Below are 21,119 nucleotides of genomic sequence, written 5' to 3' on the forward strand. Positions count from 1 at the left end.
GGCTTTTTAGCGGCTCAAGAAAATGAAAACAGAGATGTTAGCGATGATCCTCGCAGGAGGACAAGGCACACGTTTAGGGAAGTTGACCAAAAATATTGCGAAACCTGCAGTACCTTTTGGTGGTCGGTATCGTATTATCGATTTTACATTAAGTAATTGTGTCAATTCAGGGATTAAGAATGTTGGTGTGGTGACACAGTATCAACCTTTGGCATTGAACAGTCACATTGGAAACGGATCAAGTTGGGGGTTAGATGGTATCAATACCGGAGTGACGATTTTACAACCCTACTCAAATTCTGAAGGTGGAAAATGGTTTGAAGGAACAGCTCATGCGATCTATCAAAACATTGCCTACATTGATGAAATGGACCCTCAATATGTATTAGTATTATCCGGTGACCATATCTACAAGATGGATTACGAAGAAATGCTGGAAAAACACAAAGAAAACGATGCGTCTCTTACTGTTGCAGTGCTAGAAGTGCCAATGAAAGACGCTTCCCGCTTTGGTATCATGAACACAGATAAAAATGACCGGATCATTGAATTTGATGAAAAACCAGCAGAGCCAAAAAGTAACTTAGCTTCAATGGGAATCTATATCTTTGACTGGGCTCGCTTACGCAGCGTACTGTTAAGCAATTATACAAAAGACGGCGAAATGGTCGACTTTGGGAAACACGTGATTCCATCTTACTTGGAAAGTGGCGACAATGTATTTGCTTATCGTTTTTCAGGCTATTGGAAAGACGTGGGTACCATTGATTCTCTTTGGGAAGCTAATATGGAATTTATCGATCCACAGATGGAACTGGGAATCCGTGATAAAAATTGGCAAGTCTTCTCAAAAAATCCGATTGCTCCTCCTCATTTCATTACAGAAACAGGTTCTGCAAAAAATTCGTTGATCATGGATGGTTGCTATGTTGCTGGAGATATTGATCATAGTATTTTATCAGAAAATGTTCAAGTCAAAGAAGGAACTAAGATCACAGATAGTGTGGTCATGCCTGGAGCAGTCATTGGGAAAAATGTAACACTAAAACGCGCGATCATTGGAGAAAATGCAGTGATCGGTGATGATGCAGTCATAGACGGAACAGATGAAATTGCTGTTGTTGGTTATTCTGAAGTGATAGGAGTGACGATTGATGAGAACTAATAAAATGTGTGCCATTTTAGGCAATCTGCACCGCTACAAAGAACTGATGCCCTTAACGGAAAGTCGTCCGTTGTCGACGCTATTGTTTGATTGTAAATATCGTTTGCTTGATTTCAACTTGTCAAGTATTGAAAATGCAAATATCAAACAAGTGTATATGATTTTTAATGAAGGAGAAACACAATCCGTATTTGACCATATCGGTGGCGGGAAAGAATGGAATCTAGATGGTGTTCAAAACCGTTTCTTCATTCATTTGTTCCAAGACTCATTAAAACAGCAAGCTGCTGGTCAAGAGTATTACTATAACGTGATCGATTATTTGGAAAAATCTAAATCAGAGCATACGGTTTATATGGGCAGCAATATTTTGTGCAACATCGATTTGCGGGCGTTGCTGAAAATCCACCAGTTACAGAATAAAGAAATGACGGTCGTTTATAAACGAATCAGCAGCGATAACGTAAGTGACAACGACTTAATCTTTTCAGTTGACGAAGAAGGCCATTTGAATGAAGCTGTCCAAGCGAAGAAATGCGAGACAGAAAGTATGGTCAATCTTTGCACTGATATCTTCATCATCAAAACAGACCGCCTGATCCAAGCTTTAAAAGAAGGACAAGCTGTAGGTGCTACTCCAGACCTAGGTCGTTTCTTGCGGGAACGAATCTCTATCGAAAATACTAGCTTGTATGAATATACTGGTTATTTAAGCAATATTTATGATATTCAATCCTATTACCAAACCAACATGGATATGTTAGATGTCCACAAATTTACCTCATTGCTTTACTCAAATCAAAAGATCTACACCAAGCTGAAGAATGAAGTGCCAACCTATTACGCTGAGACTTCGGATGTCAAAAATAGTCACTTTGCTTCTGGTTGTATCGTAGAAGGATCTGTCGAACGGTCACTTGTTGCCCGCAGAACAACGATTCATCCGAATGCCCATGTCAAAGACACGATCATTTTTGGGAATAATGAAATCAAGGAAGGTGCTGAAGTTTCCTATGCTATTCTCGATAAAAATGTTGTGATCGCAGAAGGTGTCAAAGTTAGAGGAACCAGTGACGCACCGATCGTCGTCAAAAAAAATACCCATGTCACTGAAGATCTAATTGGAGGAGCAACGGCATGAAGGTACTATTTGCCGCAGCAGAATGCGCGCCATTTTTCAAGACAGGTGGACTAGGGGATGTCGTGGGTGCATTGCCCAAAGAACTTGTCAAAAAAGGGGTAGAAACAGTCGTGGTTCTGCCATTCTTTACTAAAATGTCAGCCGACTATCAAGAACAGCTGGAAGATTGTTTTTCATTTGAAGTCAATGTGGGTTGGCGTAAGCAATATTGTGGGTTGAAGAAACTAGTTCTCAATCGTGTTACCTACTATTTTATCGATAATCTGTACTATTTTGGTCGTGATAATTTATACGATTATTATGATGATGGCGAACGTTTTGCCTTCTTTCAACTAGCAACTATCGAAATGATGGAGAGAATCGATTTTATTCCTGACGTGATTCATGTGAATGATTACCATACAGCAATGATTCCTTTTCTTCTGAAAGAAAAATATCATTGGATCAATGCTTATCAGAATATCCGCACCGTTTTGACGATTCATAATATTGGCTTTCAAGGATGGTATAGCAAAGATATTTTACCGGACTTGTTTGGCATGGGGACAGAGCGTTACGATGACGGGACATTACGATTAAATGACTGTTTGAATTTCATGAAAGCAGGTATTTTATACGCAGATCGTATCACAACAGTTAGTCCTTCTTATAGTGAGGAAATCAAAACACCGGAATTTGGTTGCGGACTTGAAGTCATTCTAAGAATGGAATCTGGGAAACTGCAAGGAATATTGAACGGGATCGATTATGAAACCAACGATCCTGCAACAGATCCATTGCTGCCCTATCATTTTACTTCCGATGAAATGTCCGGTAAAGCTGCAAACAAGCAAGAATTGCAAAAGATGCTGGGGCTACCAGCGCGTGATGTGCCTCTTATCACAGTGGTCAGCCGCTTGACTACACAAAAAGGCTTTCATCTTGTAATGCCAGAAATGGAAAACTTATTGCAATTTGATGTTCAATTTGCGCTTTTAGGAACGGGAGAACCGGAATTTGAAGAAGGATTCCGTTACTTTGCTGCAAAATATCCGGAAAAATGTGCCGCGGTGATTTCTTTTGATATTGGACTGGCGCAAAAAATGTATGCCGGAGCGGATCTGTTCTTGATGCCTTCTGCTTTTGAACCTTGCGGGCTTTCACAAATGATCGCCATGCGTTACGGAACATTGCCAGTCGTGCATGAGATTGGCGGACTAAAAGATACGGTAGATTCATACAATCCAATCACTCATCAAGGCACCGGATTTGGTTTCCAAGAGTTCACGTCATTTTATTTGATGAATGCAGTGAAACAAGGAATCCTGCTTTATCAAGACGACCAGCAAACGTGGAAATCTTTGCAAGCACAAGCCATGAATAAAGATTTTAGCTGGGACATTAGTTCCAATCAATATATTGATCTCTACCAAGCGATCAAAGTATAATCAAGTATAAGACAGAAGTATTCATTAGTCTGAAAGTAGAGCGGGTTTGACAGAACGACCTAGCGACAAGGGCGATTGGTGCTTCTGTCCTTTTTCATACAAATTGATAGTCATAAAGGAGTGAATTGTAATGGAGAAAGCTACCTTGCAAGAATTATTAGAAAGCCGGTTGAAAGATATTTTTTCGATCGAGATCGCAGAAGCTTCACCGCAAGAATTGTTTTTAGCTTTAGCTAACGTGGTCAAGAGCTGCTACGCGAATGATTGGAGCCAGACACGAAAAAATCTGCTCGTTGAACAGCAGAAACAGGCGTATTATTTCTCGATCGAATTTTTACCTGGAAAACTGTTGAAAAGTAATCTACTGAATTTAGGGTTGCTGGATACTGCGGAAGAGCTCTTCGAAGAGTTATCCTTTTCATTAGATGAAGTTGCTGAAGTTGAAAAAGATATGGCATTAGGAAATGGTGGACTAGGACGATTAGCTTCTTGTTTCATGGATTCTTTGGCTTCATTAGGGTTGCCAGGAAATGGGAACGGCATCCGTTATAATTATGGCCTTTTTAAACAAAAGTTTGTAGATGGGCATCAAGTAGAGCTGCCTGACGACTGGTTACGTGCCGGAAATGTCTGGGAGGTTCGAAAGGAGAGTAAAGCCGTGGATATCCAATATGGCGGCGAAGTGTACTTGATTGAAGACGAGAATGGGAGGCTGCGTCCTGAACGGCATGGTGGGTATGTCTGGCGTGCGGTTCCTTATGATACCGGAATGGTTGGCTATCAAAATGATATGATCAATACATTACGTTTGTGGAGCGTTGAGGTTCCTGCAGCGGAAGAAGCCAACTATGCAACCATTGAATCTCGTCGTTCTCTAGAAGATCTGACCGCTGTCTTGTATCCAGATGATTCTAATGAACGAGGCAAGAAGACTCGACTTATGCAAGAATATTTCTTTGTCTCAGCAGGCATTCAAAGTATTGTTCGCTACTATTTAAAATTGAATCATCCGCTAACGATGATGAGTGAAAAAATTGCTATCCATATCAATGATACCCACCCTGCATTATGTGTATCCGAGTTGATGCGGTTATTGTTAGATGATCATGATTTGCCATGGGAACAAGCATGGGCAATCACAGTGAAAGTCATGAGCTATACCAACCATACGATTATGGCTGAAGCTTTAGAAAAATGGCCGATTGATCTATTCAAAGAAGTTATTCCTCGGAATTACCAAATCATTGAAGAAATCGATCGTCGTTATCTTGAAGAGTATGCAGAGGTTCACGAAGCTGCCCTTCTTAATCGGACGCGTATTATTATTAATGGCCAAGTCCATATGGCGCATTTAGCGATTATTGGCAGCCATAGTGTCAATGGTGTCGCAAAGCTCCATTCTGATCTGTTGAAATCCGTTGTCCTACATGATTTTTATTTGATATTCCCAGAACGTTTCAATAATAAAACCAATGGGATCGCACAACGTCGCTGGATGCAGTTAGCCAACCAACCTTTATCAAAGGTGCTTGATACGACTATCGGCAAAAGTTGGCGCCATAACCCGCAAGACTTGCAATTATTGAAAAATTACCAAGAAGATCCAACAGTTTTGCAACGTCTAGCAGATGCAAAACTGACCAACAAACAAGCGTTAGCTGAATATATCCAGCAGACAACCGGGATCGAAGTTGATCCAACCGCGATATTTGATGTCCAAATCAAGCGGCTCCATGCGTATAAACGACAGTTGCTAAATGTGATGCATATTTTGAAACTATACTTTGACTTGAAAGATGACCCTCAAGCACCGATTCATCCACGGGTATTTATTTTTGGAGCGAAGGCCGCACCTAGTTATCATTATGCGAAAGCCATTATTAAAGTGATCAATGAAGTAGCTAACCTGATCAATCATGATCCGACAATCAATGATAAGCTGAAAGTCGTCTTTTTGGAAAACTACAACGTCACATTGGCTGAGCGGATCATTCCCGCAGCGGATGTCAGTGAGCAAATTTCCTTAGCATCAAAAGAAGCTTCCGGTACGAGCAACATGAAGCTGATGTTGAATGGGGCAGTCACGATCGCGACATTGGATGGCGCGAACATTGAGATTCGAGATGCAATCGGAGATGAGAACATTGCCATTTTTGGATTAACAGAAGAAGAGGTCTATGCTTATTATGCCCAACAAAACTATTCTGCGTATGCGTTTTACGAAGAAGATCCTGTGCTGCAACGGGTCGTGAATGCATTTATTGATGGAACGATCCCAAATATAGAAAGAGAAGGTCGGGAAGTGTTTGATTCACTATTAAAATATAATGATGAATACTTCTTGTTGAAAGACTTCAAATCTTATTGTGATGCCCAATATCGCGTGGATTTAGCTTATAAAGACCAACAGCGCTGGCAAGCGATCAGCTTGATGAATATTGCGAATGCCGGCAAATTTTCCGCAGATTATACGGTTCAAAATTATGCTGATGACATTTGGCAGATCGAACCATTGTATGCACATGTCAAAGAGCCAAATTCAGCTAGTCTGACGTAATAATCTATTGTACTTGCTCATTGAATATTCCCAAAAGACACCACAGCTTTCGTGAATTATTCACTGAAATATGATATGATTAGATAAAATCGCAACCAGAGGATGAGTGAATTGGCAAATTATTTAGATGTGAAACGCAAACATTTCCGTTTTCCAGCATATGATGATCAAGAAGGGGTAAAGCTGCAGTCCGAACACAAGGAAGTTTTCAGTCAGTCTGATGATTGGATTTTGACAGAAATCAAGGATCAACCTAGCACGAGCAGCAAAGAAAAGGATTCTGCTCACTCATTGCGTCGGAAAGTTCCTTCCAGTCACCCCAATTACGGTCATAGTGTGCGGCAAAAAGAAGAATTAGCGCAACATCGGGCAAATTTACCAAGCTATGGAAAACGACCTTTGCAGGAAAGTACACCTACCGGCAAAACAAATCTTTTTGGCAATGATCAACGACGTGCTTCTTATAAAGTGACGAGTAAAGCAGAACGGGCTGAAACGCCAACACCGACCAAGAAAGAGTATTCTGGGCGATCTTATTTTGTTCCCAAATACATTCCTGCATCGATCATCCCTGAGCAAGAAAAAGAAGAGATCACTTCACAAGAACTGATGGATTCAATGGAGAAACCCCGCGAATCCTATTTGCTCTTTGATACTGAGCCAGCAGCCTACCAAGTAAAAGAAGGCGATGATCCCACGGTCAGAAAGTTCAATCGACCGCAATCTGTAGGCATGACACGGCGGGAATTTCGCGGCATGAACAAAAAAAACGGCGATAAGCGAGCTGTTCTGGATCGTTCCTTAGAAGGAATGATCGAAGAGGGGCAGTCAGAAAGCAATAAAAATGGCTACTTTCGCTCTTGATGAGTAGGACAACTGAAATAAGCAAAGGCACTCGTGAGAATCTCTCGCTCAACAAGCAGTTGGGAGTTATTCGTTAATAAAACAAGGATAATGATTTAAACAACAAAGAAAGCAACTATCTGAATTGTAGATGAAGCTGTGGCGCTAGCTTGCTGGATGAAGTAAGCTGACAAAACCAGTCGCTATCATCTGTGATTTGGATAGTTGTTTTGTGCTTCAGAATACCGCTAGTCTTTTCAAAAAATATCAAGAAAGCTGAAGCGACAATTTCCGTTAAAGAAGCGGCAGCTGTCCTCCTTGTTTTTATTTGTTGAAAGAAAACGGTGACTAACAGATGGCAACTTCTCAATTATTTTCACTTTTGAGAAGCATTTGCTATTCTTAAAAGAGGAGGGATACGGGATGGAAATTGATTTGCAAATGTTAGCGATGATCTTCTTTATCAATATGGCTTATGTCACATTGAATACAATTCGTTTTTTAATGACGATGAAAGGGTATCGGCTGATTGCACCGCTGGTCAGTATGGTCGAGATCACGATTTATATATTAGGATTGTCGATGGTATTGGATCGCTTAGACAATCCATTGAACCTACTGTTTTATGCATTAGGTTACGCCGCAGGAGTTAGTGTTGGAATCAAAATCGAAGATCAGCTAGCTTTAGGCTATACGATGGTCACGGTGATTTTACCGACGAATACAGATGAAGAAAAGAATTTGCCAAAAATTTTACGCCAAGAAGGATATGGTGTTACTCAAAGTTACGGAGAAGGATTAGAAGGTCCGCGATTGATCCTTGAAATTCTCTCACAACGCAAAAGCGAGAAGAAACTGTTTCAAAAAATCAAACAAATCGAAGAACGGGCCTTTATCATTAGCTATGAGCCCAAATATATTTCTGGCGGCTTTTGGACGAAGAAAATCAGTCGGAGAGAAGCTCGGGTCAAAAAAGAACAAAAAAAGGAATAGCTCTTTTTCTCTCCTGTGCGACGGTCCTTTTTTGAGATATAATAGGCAAGAATTTGGTTTGGAAGGAAGCGAATTTGAATGGAAAAACAAGCAAACGGCATGATGGCGGTGATAGCAGCACTCATCTCGAATATTTTAGTTGCCATCAGCAAGTTTGTCGGCTACGCATTGAGCGGCAGTGCGGCGATGTTGAATGAAAGTATTCACAGCGTGGTCGATTGCAGCAATCAAATCTTTCTGTTGATCGGTGATAAACGAGCAACGAAAGGGCAAAGTGAACTTCACCAATTTGGCGAAGGACGCGCGAAATACTTCTTTAGTACGATCGTAGCGATGATGCTGTTTTTTGGTGGGGGCGCTCTAGGTGTAATGGAAGCTTTTGAAAAGCTGCTGCATCCTGCTCATGAAGTTGGTAATACTTGGCTAGTGATTGGTATTTTGCTTTTCGGTTTAGTTGTAGAAGGTAGTTCTTTGTGGATCGCGATCAAAGAAATTCGGACCTTGAACGTAGAAAAGCAGCCTATTTATCGGTTTTTGAAAGAAAGTCGCCATAGTGAGATCTTGATTATCTTTACCGAAGACTTTTGTGCAGTGATTGGCTTGATGTTGGCAATGGGTGGAACGATCTTGACAATGGTCACTGGCAATGCGTTTTTTGATGCTTTCAGTGGCTTGCTGATCGGTATTTTGTTGATGATTGCTGCTATCTTTTTGGCACGAGAATTTTACAGTTTATTGATTGGCGAAAGCGTGACGAAAAGAGATCTTGTACTGATCAAAGAAGCCTTTGATCGTCCAGATGTCGATCGATTATTGGATATCAAAACCGTCCATTTAGGTCCTGCGGAAATCTTAGTCGCTGCCAAAATTGATATCACAGCAAAACAAGAGGAGATCGGTTATCAAATCATTAACGAGATCGAAGCAAAGATCCGCAGCTTCATGCCGGATAAAAAAATGTATATTTATATTGAAACGGATGAGTATGATCCTCATTATATGGAAAAACGGCGAAAACTTGTCCGATCACAAGACTGATTTTTGTAGAACAAAGCCAGTTTTTTTGATACAATAGACAAGGATTATCTAAGACGAAGGAGAATAAACCATTATGATCAATGCAAGTGATTTAAGAGCAGGAATGACATTCGTGCAAGACGGCAAACTAATCAAGGTATTAGAAGCCAGCCATCACAAACCTGGTAAAGGGAATACAGTCATGCGTATGAAATTGCGCGATGTTCGTTCAGGTTCAACCTATGATACAACATTCCGTCCAGAAGAAAAATTTGAAAAAGCTCATATTGATACGAAAGCTGTTCAATATTTGTATACAATGGACGATACAGCGTTCTTCATGGACTTGGAAACCTATGAACAATATGAAATTCCGGTTGAAGTTGTAGAAGAAGAAATGAAATACATTCTGGAAAACATGGAAGTGAAGATCCAATTCTTCGGCAGTGAAGTGATTGGGGTTCAATTACCATCATCAGTCATCTTGAAAGTTGTTGAAACACAACCGTCGATCAAAGGTGCGACTGTGACTGGCTCAGGTAAACCAGCAACGATGGAAACAGGTTTGGTCGTCAACGTACCTGACTTTATCGAAGAAGGCGAATCTCTAGAAATCAATACTTCTGAAGGTACGTACATCAAACGCGCGAAATAATCATTTTCTAGAAGAGCCAAGGTTTTATGAACTTGGTTCTTTTTCTTTTAGAAAGAAGGATCAACATGAATGTACTTGTTGTGGCATTTTTTGCATTTTTTGGCGGCATGGCACGTTATTTTCTTGCTTCGGAATTGCCGTCTTGGGGCATCTTCCCTTTAGGCACATTACTGGCTAATTTTATTGGCTGTTTTATTTTTAGCTTTTTAGTCAAGCAGATCATGACGAAAAGACACTTGAATGGACGTTTGATCTTGGGCATGGGGACCGGATTTTGCGGTGCTTTGACGACTTTTTCATCCTTTGCACTTGACACGGTGCAGTTGCTGCAAAAGCAAGCCTATGGATTAGCGACGGGGTATTTGATCCTGTCGATTTGCGGCGGGTTATTTTTTGTCTGGTTAGGCGAAGCCCTCGTTAGAAAGCAGGTGTAAGTATGGCATATATCGTTGTAGGAATTGGTGCAGCCATGGGCGCTGTCCTGCGTTATGGTATCAATCGTTATTTTGAACGAAGACCACATCCTTTTCCCAAAGCCACTTTGCTGATTAATTTATCTGGTGCGTTGATACTAGGGATTCTTGCCGGTCTTCAGATTGATCAACACTTGTATCTTTTGCTTGGAACAGGGATCATGGGCGGTTATACTACTTTTTCAACAATGACGATTGAATTATTTACATTGCTAAAGACCAATCGCCAGTACTTTTATCTTTATTTTTTCAGTACGTACATTGTAGGATTGACGGCTAGTTTTATTGGGTTGATGATAGGTGCTTATTTGAACTGAAAAGGAGTAGACGATGATTGCATTCATGTCAGCAGAAATGTGGCTTAAAAGTGAGTTTTTTTATTATTCAATCGTTCCGGTTTTATTAGTCGTTGGATTAGTGGCGCTTTTACTTTTGCTGATCCTTTTGTTGTATCGGGAGAACCGGCGGCAGGGTTTGATCTGGCTGCCTGTCGTAGTTTTGTTGCTTTGCGGCGGCGGTTTCTTGTTAGGAGATCATTTTTTTCACGACTTTAAAAATGACAATGCACAAATTACGCCAAATATCCGCGATCGGGAAAAACGCTTTATCGGATATAAATATTATGATCAGAGCACGTTGGCGGCTTATCAGCGAATCCAAAGTGAAGCCATTCCTTCTCTGGGGATCTATCAAGCAGAACCGGTTAGCCGAGAAATCCAATTTCTGGGTATTGCGCACAACTCTGTGTATTTCAAACTAGGAGAACAGTATTACTATTTGCGCCAAGAGCCAATCTTTGCGAAACAAGAACAAGCTGAGCTGCAAGGTGTCCAATACCATCTGATTGAGTCCGCTTTTGCAGACATCGGTTTTTTTACAGAAACAAACAATTATTTAACAGCCATCGTTTTGCCTGAGAGCAAAAAAGAGTTAGTCTATGAATCCATTGATGGGATCTTGCCAAAAGAGTTTGGCAAAAGTCAAACAGCTTGGGCAGTCCCTGGAAACCAATAAAAAATGTCATTACATGAGACAAAAGGATAGGTGAATCATCCGATTCATCTATCCTTTTGTGATGTCTTTACTTCCCATTGAAGATTGAGCATTCAAAACATTTTTTTCTTTCTGTTCAGTCAAATAACGTTCTTTGTGTTTGCGCACCAGTTTTTTAAAGGCAGCTTCCGCTTTTGTGGCTTCACTACGGGTAGCAAAACATTCCGCATGGATCATTTGTAAGGGGCGACGACTAGCTGGATGAGTGTACTTTGCTCCAATGCCTTGATTGTGTTGATGCAGGCGGCGTATCAAATCTGTGGTATAACCACCGTAAAAGGTATTGTCTTTACAGAGCAATACATAGAAGTAATGCGTATCAGCTGCCATAAAGCATCCGACTCACTTCCTCACTGTAGCTCCCATCCGCATGATAAGTGATCAGCGGTGAGGCAATCTTGAAACCATCAGCTTTACCATCCTTGATGCCCTCGATCAATAGGATATTCGCGTCTTTCCCTGCTTTGGGATAGACGAAACGGACACGTTTGGGTGCGATTCGATATTTTCTCATGCAGTCTAAAATATCCAAAAAACGATCAGGTCGGTGAACCATAGCAAAGCGCCCATTCATTTTCAGCGCTTTACTGGCTGTGTAGACCACCTCGTCTAATGTGGTCTCGATTTCATGGCGAGCAATCGCCAGATAAGGATTAGGATTTTTAACAGCAGTGGGAACATTTTTGAAATAGGGCGGATTACAGACCAAGAGATCCACCGAGTCCGGTTTGATTTTGGTAAAGATGTTTTTTAAATCCATTGGGTAAACCGTTATTTGTTCCTCAAGCCCATTCAAGCTTACACTGCGTTGGGCCATATCAGCCAGCCGATCCTGCAGCTCGATCTGGTAAATGTGAGCCGAAGTTTTACGGCTGATAAACAAGCCGACTGCACCATTTCCAGCACACAGATCAACGATTCGTCCCCGTTTGGGAATCGTTGGGAAGTTAGCTAGCAAAACGGCATCGAGGGAGAAAGAAAAGACCTCGCTGCTTTGGATGATTTTGATATCTTCCGCATATAATTGATCTATGCGTTCGTTTGATTGCAACATGAAAGCATACTCCTGTTCTAATTCATTTCCTTTGTATTATACTACGATTAAGAATAATCGGAAACGACAAAAAAGGCTTGTCATTTGAAGCGTTTTTTTGCATACTTATAAAAGAAACTGGAAAGGAAAGTGAGTATGTTTTTTAGCTTTATGCGAGGCGTGGTTCGGGTCATTTTGTTTTTGATCAACGGGAACGCCCGATATCAAAACAAAGAGGCTTTGCCGCAAAATGAAAATTACATATTGGTTGCACCTCACCGTACCTGGTGGGATCCGTTGTATCTGGCGGTGGCTGCTCGTCCCAAAAAGTTCAGCTTTATGGCAAAAGAAGAACTGTTTAAGAATCCAATCTTGCGCTTTATTTTGATTCATGCGAATGCTTTTCCGGTAAAGCGTGACAAACCAGGGCCGAGTGCTGTCAAAACACCGGTGAAAATCTTAAAAGATACAGATCTGAGTCTCATTATGTTTCCTAGCGGAACAAGACATTCGACCGCGCTGAAGGGTGGCATGGCACTGATCGCCAAAATGGCGAAGGTAAAAATCGTTCCTTCTGTTTATCAAGGTCCCTTAACGCTAAAAGATTTATTTAAACGTCGACGAGTAACCGTTCGTTTTGGGGAGGCGATCGATATCAGTGATATCAAGAAAATGGATAAAGAAGGGTTAGCAGAAGTGGAACGCCGCATTCAAGGTGCTTTTACAAAGCTCGACCAAGAAATAGATCCGAATTTTGTTTATGAAGTAGAAGAGAAGAAACGTTGATGCGTTTCTTCTTTTATTTTTGACTGTGTTTTAAATAAATATTGAACTTGATAATTTTTTGAGGATATGCTATGAGATAATCAATAACAAGGGTTTAGTTACAGGTTTAGAGGGCCTATTATGGCAAATAGTAATTCTTTGATTTCAGATGTTCAAAAATTATTTGTGAAAGTAGAATATATAAATACAATTAGATACTTGTTTTATAGTGCAAATTAAAATGAAGATTTTTACACATCGAGGAGGTAAAATGATATGAAGCCAAAAGAAATACTTTGCCAATGGGTTGACGCATTTAATCATGCGGATGTAGAAATTATTTCAGAATTATATGATGACAATGCAATAAACCATCAGGTTGCCAATGAGCCAGTTATTGGAAAAGAGGCTATAAAGAAAATGTTTGAACAAGACTTCTCTAACGCAGAAATGGTTTGTATCGTTGAAAACATTTTCGAAGATGGACAATGGGCAATTTTAGAGTGGCGTGACCCGTTAGGTTTGAGAGGTTGCGGTTTTTTTCAAATAGTAAATAATAAAATTTTATTTCAAAGAGGCTACTGGGATAAGCTATCTTTCTTGAAACAGCACAATTTGCCTATTGAATAAAATGAATAGATATCTTATATAAATAGTTTGTAAATTTCTTAAAAGGTGCATTAAGGGAAGGATAATAATTTCCCTTAATGATTGTTAGAATAGTAACACTGCGTTAAAACATAGTCTTATTTCTAATTTCTAAAGTAGGCTTGCTTCGTGCTTCTTACCTAGGAAAAGCAGCTCCTTATTGGTATGCTCAAAAAAATTTTAAAAAGGAGTCTCTGTTAGACAGAGGCTCCTTTTTTAGCTCATCAAGAGTTATTCAGTGACTGGTTGATTTTCCTTTTCCAATTCATTTTTGTCATAGATTTTTACAAATGGATAATAAATGAGGATGGAAAGTACAATCAAAAGAATGTTTAAGACGATTGCTCTCCAGTCACCGCCTGTTGCAAGAAAGGCACCAATTGGTCCTGGCAATGTCCAAGGGGCATTGACGGTCACTTTGTTGACTAAACCAGCCGAGGTGGCTACCCAGGCAATTACACCATTGACTAATGGTGCAATGATAAATGGCGGAATCAAAATTGGATTCAAGACGATAGGCGTCCCAAAAATCAGCGGCTCATTGATATTGAAAATAGCAGGGATCAATGCGGTTTTTCCTAGTTTTGATCCGAATTCGGATTTTGTACGAAAAGCAAGCAAGATCGCCAGACCGATGGTTGACCCTGCGCCGCCGATCCAAATGAACCATTGGTAGAATGGCTCAGCAGCAATGTTGGGAATCACATCGCCAGAAGCTAACGCAGTGGTGTTGCCTTCCAATAATTGCAGCCATAACGGCCGTGCCAGTGAACCAACGATCGAGGCACCATGGATCCCAAAGGACCAAAAGAATGTCGTTAAGAAAGTGATCAATAAGACACTTGGCAAGCTATCGGCTGCGCTAACTAGAGGATCAACAACTTTTGCTACGATGGTATGCCAGTCAAAGCCAATGTAATAGGTGATTGCCCCCATACCTAAAATAATGATCAATGTTGGCGTTAAAGCTTCAAAAGATCGAGCAACAGCAGGAGGGACTTGTTCCGGCATCGTGATTTTAAATTTAGATTTATCCGTCAAACGATAAATCTCGACAGCTAAAATCGATGTAATGATCGCTACGAACATCCCGGCACTGCCCAAGTTTGCCATTGGTAAAACAAATCCGGCTGTACCAGCAGCCTCCAAAGCTTCGGGGGGAATATTTATTGGCGTGAAAGTCAATAAAAAAGCTGTGGTGGCTAAGATACCACCAGAGAGACCATCGAGTTTATAGGAACGGGCTAAGCTAAAGCCGATCCCGAATGCGGCATATAAACTCATAATGTACATCGTCATGCGGTAAGGAAGCAAGATCGTGGTCGCATGGCTCGAAAGAAATTGATAGATTCCCCAGTCTTGTGGCAGGGGAGGAAAAGCTAAAATCATAAAAAATGAGCTGACGATAATCAGTGGCAAAGTAGAGACGATCCCATCGCGGACCGCCCGTAAATGCCGTTGACTCCCCAGTTTTTCCATTGGTCCAGCCAGGTGACGTTCAATGAACTGTGTAAATTTATCTAACATTTTTTAACCTCCTGTGAAAACGTTCATATGGTTGAATTAATAAAGTTATGTTGGGTGATTCCGCTCTCCTATGGGACCAAATGGATTTGGGATGATCTTTCCCAGAATCACGGATTGTTTGGCACCAGTCGCGGCAGGAGCATTATTTTTATGTCCCTGTAAGGTCTCGTATCCTAAAAGGGCAAATGCCATAGCTTCTTTCGCATCATTGGACCAACCTAAATCATTTTGGGTAATCACTGTAATCTCAACGGGTAAGTAGTTGACCAGCATTTTTTTTAGTGTTGAATTATGCGCGCCGCCGCCTGCTAAAATCACTTCAATGGGTCCGCTTTCAACAAGTGGGAAAACGAAGCGCCGATAGCTCTCGGCAATCGAGTAGGCAGTAAAATCGGTCACTGTTGCTATTAAGTCTGCTGGTTTTTCTGCAGAAAAATCTGCTAATAGTTGATCACTGAATGCTTGACCAAATAGTTCCCGTCCAGTGCTCTTAGGGGGTGCTTGATCGAAATAGGAATGATTTCTTAATTGTGTTTGCAATTTAGGAATAATGGTTCCCTGTTGAGCAATCCTTCCTTCAGCATCGTAAGGAAGTTGGAATAATTGATGCATCAGTTCATCGATGATCATATTTCCAGGACCAGTATCGAAGGCGACAAGATCACTTAATGTGCCATTTTTCGGCAGGACCGTCACATTTCCAATCCCACCGATATTTTGCAATAAGCGGGTTTTATCAGGGGAACGATACAAGAGATAATCAGTATAAGGTACAAGCGGTGCTCCTTGTCCACCAGCAGCCATATCCATCGCGCGGAAATCGGCAACCACAGTTGTTCCGAGTCCGTAGGCAATGATTGACGGCTCTCCAATTTGAAACGTACTGGAAACAAGCGGGTTTTCCGAGGGTGCATGCCAAATAGTTTGTCCGTGGCTAGCAACAAAGTCAATGCTAGTTTCGGTTACTGCTGTTTCTTGGCAGACCTGACGACAAGCAGCGAGAAAGGCATAGCCTAGCTCAACATTTAACTGACAGATCAAGGAAACAGAAGAGTCCTCCGGGTCACAGGCTTGTTTTATTCTTTGGCGCAACTCGGGGGAAAAAGCAGTAGTCGTCAGATGCAACAGACGAATAGATGGCTGTGAATGATTATCGATTTCTACTAATGCGGCATCAACACCGTCTAAACTAGTTCCAGACATGAGTCCAATTCCAAGCATTGTTTCTCCTCCTTTCTTTTGTGTTTGTCGAAACCAAATTAGATGAACTTGGGCGGAAATGTATTCGGTTTCAACCTCGTCTTTATTGTAGTGTATGTGTAATTGCATTTCAATGATTTTTTTGTAAAAGGAAATTTAATTTCATTAATTTGACAAATCAGTGTGAGAACCCGTTTGGAAAAAGAAGGACTCAATTGTCTGGGAACGAGAAGATCACGTTGATACATTCAATTCATAATCGTAAAGTGGTATAATGATGGGAAGGATATTTTTAAGAGGGTGGGTATATGCGTTTTTTACATACAGCAGATTGGCACATAGGTAAAAAATTACACGGCTATGATCTTCTCGAAGATCAAAGTTACATTATTGACCAGATAATTGATCTGGCGGAAGAACAATCAGTAGATGCAATTATCATTGCTGGGGATCTTTATGATCGCACGGTGCCAGCCGTTGACGCAGTGAAATGTTTAAATGAGAAAATAGCGAAAATCAATTTAGAAAAAAAGTTTCCTTTACTAGCGATTTCTGGTAATCACGATAGTCCGACACGACTTGAAACTGGAAGTCCATGGTTCAAAAATACGCAATTTTACCTAACGACCTCCATTGAAGAAAGTATTGAGCCGATTGAATTTTCTGACACCCAGTTTTTCTTGTTACCTTATTTTGAACCGATCGAAGCGCGTTTGTTTTTTGATGAAAAAATCACAACGATCGCAGAAGGGGTGACTCGGGTCCTTCAAGAGATGAAGCAGTATTTTGATTCTACGAAAAAACAAGTCCTGGTGACTCACTTTTTTGTAGCTGGTTCAAGCCAGACGGATTCGGAAACCAAAATTCAAGTAGGCGGATTGGATAGTGTTCCGACAACGGCGTTTGAAGGGTTTGACTATGTCGCCTTAGGACATCTGCATGCAAATACTGCGCTAAATCATGAACGAATCCGTTATAGCGGGTCTCCGTTGAAATTTTCATTGTCTGAAATAACCAATGAGAAAGGTGTTTATATCGTAGATACTCAAAAGGACCAGCAGCATTTTTATCCGTTGCGGCCGAAAAGAGATCTTCAGCAATACACTGCTTCTTTTGAAACATTGCTTGATCCTGCCTTTTATCGGCAAGTGGATCGAGAGGCCTTCTTACACTTCACGTTAACGGATCGAGCCGTAATTCCTAATATGATGAATCAATTACGGCGGGTCTATCCTCGAATTTTATCTGTGGAGCGGCAAAATGGGCGAACCGTCAGCAAGAAAAATTTGACATTAGCCGATGAGGAGGATCCGCAACGGGTGATCGCCCATTTTTATAAAGAAATGACTGGAGAACCGTTAAATGAGCAGCAGCAAAAATGGCTCACAGGTTTGACAGCGGGTGGAGAGAAGGAGCGAGAGAAGTCATGCAGCCAAGAAAATTAATCATGAAAAACTTTGGTCCCTACATTCATGAGGAACTGGATTTTGGCGACTTTCAAGAAGGTGGTTTGTTTCTAGTCAGCGGGAAAACCGGGGCTGGCAAGACGACGATCTTTGATGGAATGACATTTGCATTATTTGGAGAAACTTCCGGAAATTTGCGGTCCGGTAAAGAAATGCGTTCGACATTCGCTTCCCCCACAGAAGAGACGAGTGTCCGTTTTTCCTTTGACCATCAACATTTGCACTATGAGATCGAACGACGTCCCGAACAAGTCTTAGCCAAAAAACGCGGCGATGGAGTCACGAATCAAGCAGCTAAGGTACGGTTGACGATCTATGATCAGCAAGGAAAAGAGCGCAAACAAATCAGCAAAAAAAATGAAGTAGATATCTTCATCAAAGATCTGCTGCAATTGGATGCCAAACAATTCTTCCAAATCATTTTGCTGCCTCAAGGAGAATTTCGCAATTTTTTGATCGCCAGCAGTAATGAGAAAGAAAAAGTTTTGCGGAATATTTTTGGAACGGAAATGTATCAGCGCTTCAATGAATGGCTGAAAGAACAGGTCAAAAAGCAAACCAAACAAATTGAAAAACAACAAACGGCAGCGGATCATTTGGTCACACGCTTTGAGTGGACCGAACCGGCAACTCCGGTTTCGTTGGTTGAGACATTAGCGTACTGGCAGACAGATCTTGAGAAACAACGAAGTCATCAGCAAACAATTGAAGCAAAAAAATTCCAAGCGGAGCAAGAGAAAAAGACCGCACAGGAAGCTTTTTATTTGGCAAAAGAAATCCATAAAGCACTTGCCGAGCAACAGGAACTCAGCCAACAGGCAGCGAATCTAGCTGCGAAAGAAAGTCAAATTTTAGACGATAAACTGCGGCTGCAGCAGCTAGACTGGGCGAGTGAGCATCAAGAAATCTTACGCCAAAAAGATGAGCGGACAGCTGAAGTAGCACAGGCTATTCAACAACTTACATTCAATCAGCAATCATTAGAACAATGGCAAGAGTCTCAAGAGATATGGGACAAAAGCCGAGAAGTTCAGGTAGATCGAAAGGACGAACATACAGCAGCTAAGCAACGTTTACAAATACTGGCACAGTTAAAACCATTAGCCGAGCAAGTTCAGCAACAAGAAAAACAGGTCGCTTCTTTGCAGGAAACGGTGACTCAACAGGAAAAACAAGCGCAGCATCTGAAAGAACAGCAAAATCTTGCTATGAATCAGGAGCAAGGATTAAAAGAAGAAATCCAAAAGCATTCGATCTACCAAGTACAGGAAGTCCAACTGGTTCGTGGAGAAAATCTGTTGTACCAATGGCAGATGTTGAAAAAAGAGGAGCAGCAGCTGACTGATACCCAACAGCAACTAACAGACCAGCAGCGAAAATTGCAAGAGAAGCAGCAGCAGTTAGTAAGTAAATATGATGAGTTAACTGAAGAATTGGTGCAAGAAAAAAGTCGAAATGCCAAGATGCAGATTGCTCGTTTGAGTCTCTTATTGGTGGAGGGGGAACCTTGTCCGGTCTGTGGCTCTTTTGAACACCCCGCTGCTCAAAAACATACAGAGTATAGTAATGAAGAAATCATTGATAGCGAGCAGCAACTTGAATCTTTGGAGAACCAGCTGCAACAAGTTGGTGAAGACCGTTCGACGAACTTGCTGCTGCTAGAACAAGTCAATGACCAGTTTCAAACAATTAAACAAAAAATGAGCGCGTTGAAGGAAAAACAACAGACAACGTATCAGACACTGCGAGAAATCCTCCAGCCGTTGATGGAAAATATGCTAGGTCAAACAGTCCTGAAAGAAGGAGCTGGCAAGGAACCAGCTGACCCATTGCTGGTAGAAGGATTGACTGAAAAGGAAATTTCCACTACCTATTTCAAATGCCAACAAATCAATCAGCAGTTGAAAGAGCAATTTGCTCTAGACAGACAGAAATTGACAGAGGTCCAAACAAACAGCCAACATCTTACAGAAGAATTGACAGCACTTGAAGCAAGTCTCAAGACTGCTAGTGACGCTTTACGTTTGGAAGAAGGAAAACTGTCCTCACTAAAAGAGCAAACGGAGGGAGTATCTCTGGAGCAGTTGAACGAGGAACAGGAGCAACTAGCAGCACAATCGTCTCGTTTAGCAGCTCTGATTGAAGCGGATCAGTTGGAAGAGCAACGTTTGAAGGAACAGTATACGATCCTGACAGAGCAGCAACGAAATCTGCAACAGTTTCTAGCCGACAAGCAACAAGCTGCTCAGCTAGCCCAAGAACGCTTGGAAGAAGTCTTGCCTGCGGCATGTACCGAACAACAGATGCGCAGTCTGCTCAATGATCTTGAGGAACGCCAGGAGCTACGCAGTACGATAAAAACCTATGAACAACAACAACGTTTTGTTCAACAGCGACAGCTTGAACTGGCACAATTTTTGCAAAACAAAGCTGTGCCTGACTTGGAAGTCTTGCAAGAACAAGTAGACCAGTCTGAAACAGCGGTAGAACAATTACAAGAACAAGTAATCCGAGGAAAAGAACAAATCAAGCAAAATCAGCGATTACTTGAAGAATTGCAGATAATCTATCAACAAAACACCAAGCAATTAGAAAAAATCAGCCATTTACAGCAACTATCAGAAGTCATCAATGGAGAAAATGAAAAGAAGACCAGTTTGGAACGCTATGTTCTGCAACGATTTTTAACAGAGATCTTAGAAGTGGCGAATGTTCGCCTAGCTCGATTGACAAGAGGACGTTATCAATTCGAGTTGGCAGACAAAGTGGGGAGCTATCGAAGCTCGACAGGGTTGGAGATCGATATCTATGATGATAATGCTGGCAGTCTTCGGCGAGCACATACCTTATCGGGTGGTGAAAGTTTTATTGCCGCATTGGCATTGGCTATCTCATTAGCTGATGTGATCCAAAATCGTTCGGGAGGCATCGAGATCGAGGCGTTGTTTATTGACGAAGGATTTGGCTCATTAGATGAAGAATCGTTGGAAATGGCGATGGAAGCATTAGAAATGATTGAAAATGAAGGGCGGATGATTGGGATCATTAGTCATGTAAGAGAATTAAGAGAGCGAATCTTGCAGCAAGTCGTTGTTCAAACAGATGGCAGCGGACAAAGCAAAATTCGTACAAAACTTTAGAGAAAGGAGGAATCAG

At 41.3% G+C, this 21,119-nt stretch carries 19 protein-coding genes; 15 read left to right on the forward strand and 4 right to left on the reverse strand.

The window, feature by feature from the left end; genetic code table 11:
* The first annotated feature begins 22 nt into the window (after positions 1-22).
* The 11 genes from EGX73_RS11245 to EGX73_RS11295 all read left to right on the forward strand — a co-directional run bounded on the left by EGX73_RS11245 (position 23) and on the right by EGX73_RS11295 (position 11,285).
* Positions 23-1,165, forward strand: coding sequence for a glucose-1-phosphate adenylyltransferase (locus EGX73_RS11245; RefSeq protein ID WP_123866951.1), 1,143 nt, complete (start codon positions 23-25; stop codon positions 1,163-1,165).
* Entirely contained in the window at positions 1,155-2,306 is a 1,152-nt protein-coding gene (gene glgD, locus EGX73_RS11250; RefSeq protein WP_005472316.1) for a glucose-1-phosphate adenylyltransferase subunit GlgD, read from the forward strand. The genes EGX73_RS11245 and glgD overlap by 11 nt, the downstream gene beginning before the upstream one ends.
* Positions 2,303-3,733 carry a glycogen synthase GlgA gene (gene glgA / locus EGX73_RS11255; protein WP_005472317.1) on the forward strand — a complete coding sequence of 477 codons (1,431 nt, stop codon included), beginning with the start codon at positions 2,303-2,305 and terminating at the stop codon, positions 3,731-3,733. The genes glgD and glgA overlap by 4 nt, the downstream gene beginning before the upstream one ends.
* A 130-nt stretch (positions 3,734-3,863) precedes the next feature.
* Positions 3,864-6,290, forward strand: a complete 2,427-nt coding sequence (locus EGX73_RS11260; protein WP_021151107.1) for a glycogen/starch/alpha-glucan phosphorylase — start codon at positions 3,864-3,866, stop codon at positions 6,288-6,290.
* A 102-nt stretch (positions 6,291-6,392) separates the two neighbouring features.
* Entirely contained in the window at positions 6,393-7,154 is a 762-nt protein-coding gene (locus EGX73_RS11265) for a hypothetical protein (protein ID WP_029486949.1), read from the forward strand.
* Between the two features lie 402 nt (positions 7,155-7,556).
* On the forward strand, positions 7,557-8,126 hold the full coding sequence (locus EGX73_RS11270) for a DUF2179 domain-containing protein (RefSeq protein WP_029486948.1): 570 nt from the start codon (positions 7,557-7,559) through the stop codon (positions 8,124-8,126).
* Between the two features lie 78 nt (positions 8,127-8,204).
* On the forward strand, positions 8,205-9,164 hold the full coding sequence (locus EGX73_RS11275) for a cation diffusion facilitator family transporter (RefSeq protein ID WP_003127012.1): 960 nt from the start codon (positions 8,205-8,207) through the stop codon (positions 9,162-9,164).
* Positions 9,165-9,237: 73 nt separating this feature from the next.
* Positions 9,238-9,798: an elongation factor P gene (gene efp / locus EGX73_RS11280; RefSeq protein ID WP_003127013.1), complete on the forward strand. Its 561-nt coding sequence runs from the start codon at positions 9,238-9,240 to the stop codon at positions 9,796-9,798.
* 65 nt (positions 9,799-9,863) lie between these two features.
* Positions 9,864-10,232 carry a fluoride efflux transporter CrcB gene (gene crcB, locus EGX73_RS11285; protein ID WP_005472323.1) on the forward strand — a complete coding sequence of 123 codons (369 nt, stop codon included), beginning with the start codon at positions 9,864-9,866 and terminating at the stop codon, positions 10,230-10,232.
* Between the two features lie 2 nt (positions 10,233-10,234).
* On the forward strand, positions 10,235-10,588 hold the full coding sequence (locus EGX73_RS11290) for a CrcB family protein (protein ID WP_005472325.1): 354 nt from the start codon (positions 10,235-10,237) through the stop codon (positions 10,586-10,588).
* Between the two features lie 13 nt (positions 10,589-10,601).
* A complete protein-coding gene (locus EGX73_RS11295; protein WP_005472327.1) occupies positions 10,602-11,285 on the forward strand; it encodes a hypothetical protein in 684 nt (227 codons plus the stop codon).
* 48 nt (positions 11,286-11,333) lie between these two features.
* Here EGX73_RS11295 and EGX73_RS11300 read toward each other — a convergent pair whose 3' ends face one another.
* Both EGX73_RS11300 and EGX73_RS11305 read right to left on the reverse strand, forming a co-directional pair.
* Positions 11,334-11,654 carry a GIY-YIG nuclease family protein gene (locus tag EGX73_RS11300; RefSeq protein WP_003127018.1) on the reverse strand — a complete coding sequence of 107 codons (321 nt, stop codon included), beginning with the start codon at positions 11,652-11,654 and terminating at the stop codon, positions 11,334-11,336.
* Positions 11,644-12,378, reverse strand: coding sequence for a tRNA1(Val) (adenine(37)-N6)-methyltransferase (locus EGX73_RS11305; protein WP_003127019.1), 735 nt, complete (start codon positions 12,376-12,378; stop codon positions 11,644-11,646). Before EGX73_RS11305 ends, EGX73_RS11300 begins: the two co-directional genes overlap by 11 nt.
* Positions 12,379-12,513: 135 nt before the next feature.
* On the opposite strand from EGX73_RS11305, the gene EGX73_RS11310 reads away from it, so the two are divergent.
* The gene (locus tag EGX73_RS11310; protein WP_003127020.1) at positions 12,514-13,143 is read left to right on the forward strand and encodes a 1-acyl-sn-glycerol-3-phosphate acyltransferase; all 630 of its coding nucleotides are present in this window, start codon (positions 12,514-12,516) and stop codon (positions 13,141-13,143) included.
* Positions 13,144-13,398: 255 nt separating this feature from the next.
* A complete protein-coding gene (locus tag EGX73_RS11315) occupies positions 13,399-13,752 on the forward strand; it encodes a nuclear transport factor 2 family protein (protein WP_003127021.1) in 354 nt (117 codons plus the stop codon).
* A 249-nt stretch (positions 13,753-14,001) separates the two neighbouring features.
* Here EGX73_RS11315 and EGX73_RS11320 read toward each other — a convergent pair whose 3' ends face one another.
* Both EGX73_RS11320 and anmK read right to left on the reverse strand, forming a co-directional pair.
* On the reverse strand, positions 14,002-15,297 hold the full coding sequence (locus EGX73_RS11320) for a PTS sugar transporter subunit IIC (protein ID WP_003127022.1): 1,296 nt from the start codon (positions 15,295-15,297) through the stop codon (positions 14,002-14,004).
* A gap of 45 nt (positions 15,298-15,342) precedes the next feature.
* Complete coding sequence (gene anmK, locus EGX73_RS11325) at positions 15,343-16,518, reverse strand: anhydro-N-acetylmuramic acid kinase AnmK (RefSeq protein WP_003127023.1); 1,176 nt, start codon at positions 16,516-16,518, stop codon at positions 15,343-15,345.
* 287 nt (positions 16,519-16,805) lie between these two features.
* Here anmK and EGX73_RS11330 point away from each other — a divergent pair, with 287 nt between their 5' ends.
* A complete protein-coding gene (locus EGX73_RS11330) occupies positions 16,806-17,942 on the forward strand; it encodes an exonuclease SbcCD subunit D (RefSeq protein ID WP_003127024.1) in 1,137 nt (378 codons plus the stop codon).
* Complete coding sequence (locus EGX73_RS11335; RefSeq protein ID WP_034704681.1) at positions 17,924-21,103, forward strand: AAA family ATPase; 3,180 nt, start codon at positions 17,924-17,926, stop codon at positions 21,101-21,103. Before EGX73_RS11330 ends, EGX73_RS11335 begins: the two co-directional genes overlap by 19 nt.
* Positions 21,104-21,119 lie beyond the last annotated feature (16 nt).

Source organism: Enterococcus sp. FDAARGOS_553, assembly GCF_003812305.1.
GTDB lineage: Bacteria > Bacillota > Bacilli > Lactobacillales > Enterococcaceae > Enterococcus_D > Enterococcus_D gallinarum.

What these genes read in the sequence shown, in the direction of transcription:
- EGX73_RS11245 (WP_123866951.1), top strand. Translation starts at nt 23, where the DNA reads ATGAAAACAGAGATGTTAGCGATGATCCTCGCAGGAGGACAAGGCACA.
- glgD (WP_005472316.1), top strand. Translation starts at nt 1,155, where the DNA reads ATGAGAACTAATAAAATGTGTGCCATTTTAGGCAATCTGCACCGCTAC.
- glgA (WP_005472317.1), top strand. Translation starts at nt 2,303, where the DNA reads ATGAAGGTACTATTTGCCGCAGCAGAATGCGCGCCATTTTTCAAGACA.
- EGX73_RS11260 (WP_021151107.1), top strand. Translation starts at nt 3,864, where the DNA reads ATGGAGAAAGCTACCTTGCAAGAATTATTAGAAAGCCGGTTGAAAGAT.
- EGX73_RS11265 (WP_029486949.1), top strand. Translation starts at nt 6,393, where the DNA reads ATGAGTGAATTGGCAAATTATTTAGATGTGAAACGCAAACATTTCCGT.
- EGX73_RS11270 (WP_029486948.1), top strand. Translation starts at nt 7,557, where the DNA reads ATGGAAATTGATTTGCAAATGTTAGCGATGATCTTCTTTATCAATATG.
- EGX73_RS11275 (WP_003127012.1), top strand. Translation starts at nt 8,205, where the DNA reads ATGGAAAAACAAGCAAACGGCATGATGGCGGTGATAGCAGCACTCATC.
- efp (WP_003127013.1), top strand. Translation starts at nt 9,238, where the DNA reads ATGATCAATGCAAGTGATTTAAGAGCAGGAATGACATTCGTGCAAGAC.
- crcB (WP_005472323.1), top strand. Translation starts at nt 9,864, where the DNA reads ATGAATGTACTTGTTGTGGCATTTTTTGCATTTTTTGGCGGCATGGCA.
- EGX73_RS11290 (WP_005472325.1), top strand. Translation starts at nt 10,235, where the DNA reads ATGGCATATATCGTTGTAGGAATTGGTGCAGCCATGGGCGCTGTCCTG.
- EGX73_RS11295 (WP_005472327.1), top strand. Translation starts at nt 10,602, where the DNA reads ATGATTGCATTCATGTCAGCAGAAATGTGGCTTAAAAGTGAGTTTTTT.
- EGX73_RS11300 (WP_003127018.1), bottom strand. Translation starts at nt 11,654, where the DNA reads ATGGCAGCTGATACGCATTACTTCTATGTATTGCTCTGTAAAGACAAT.
- EGX73_RS11305 (WP_003127019.1), bottom strand. Translation starts at nt 12,378, where the DNA reads ATGTTGCAATCAAACGAACGCATAGATCAATTATATGCGGAAGATATC.
- EGX73_RS11310 (WP_003127020.1), top strand. Translation starts at nt 12,514, where the DNA reads ATGTTTTTTAGCTTTATGCGAGGCGTGGTTCGGGTCATTTTGTTTTTG.
- EGX73_RS11315 (WP_003127021.1), top strand. Translation starts at nt 13,399, where the DNA reads ATGAAGCCAAAAGAAATACTTTGCCAATGGGTTGACGCATTTAATCAT.
- EGX73_RS11320 (WP_003127022.1), bottom strand. Translation starts at nt 15,297, where the DNA reads ATGTTAGATAAATTTACACAGTTCATTGAACGTCACCTGGCTGGACCA.
- anmK (WP_003127023.1), bottom strand. Translation starts at nt 16,518, where the DNA reads ATGCTTGGAATTGGACTCATGTCTGGAACTAGTTTAGACGGTGTTGAT.
- EGX73_RS11330 (WP_003127024.1), top strand. Translation starts at nt 16,806, where the DNA reads ATGCGTTTTTTACATACAGCAGATTGGCACATAGGTAAAAAATTACAC.
- EGX73_RS11335 (WP_034704681.1), top strand. Translation starts at nt 17,924, where the DNA reads ATGCAGCCAAGAAAATTAATCATGAAAAACTTTGGTCCCTACATTCAT.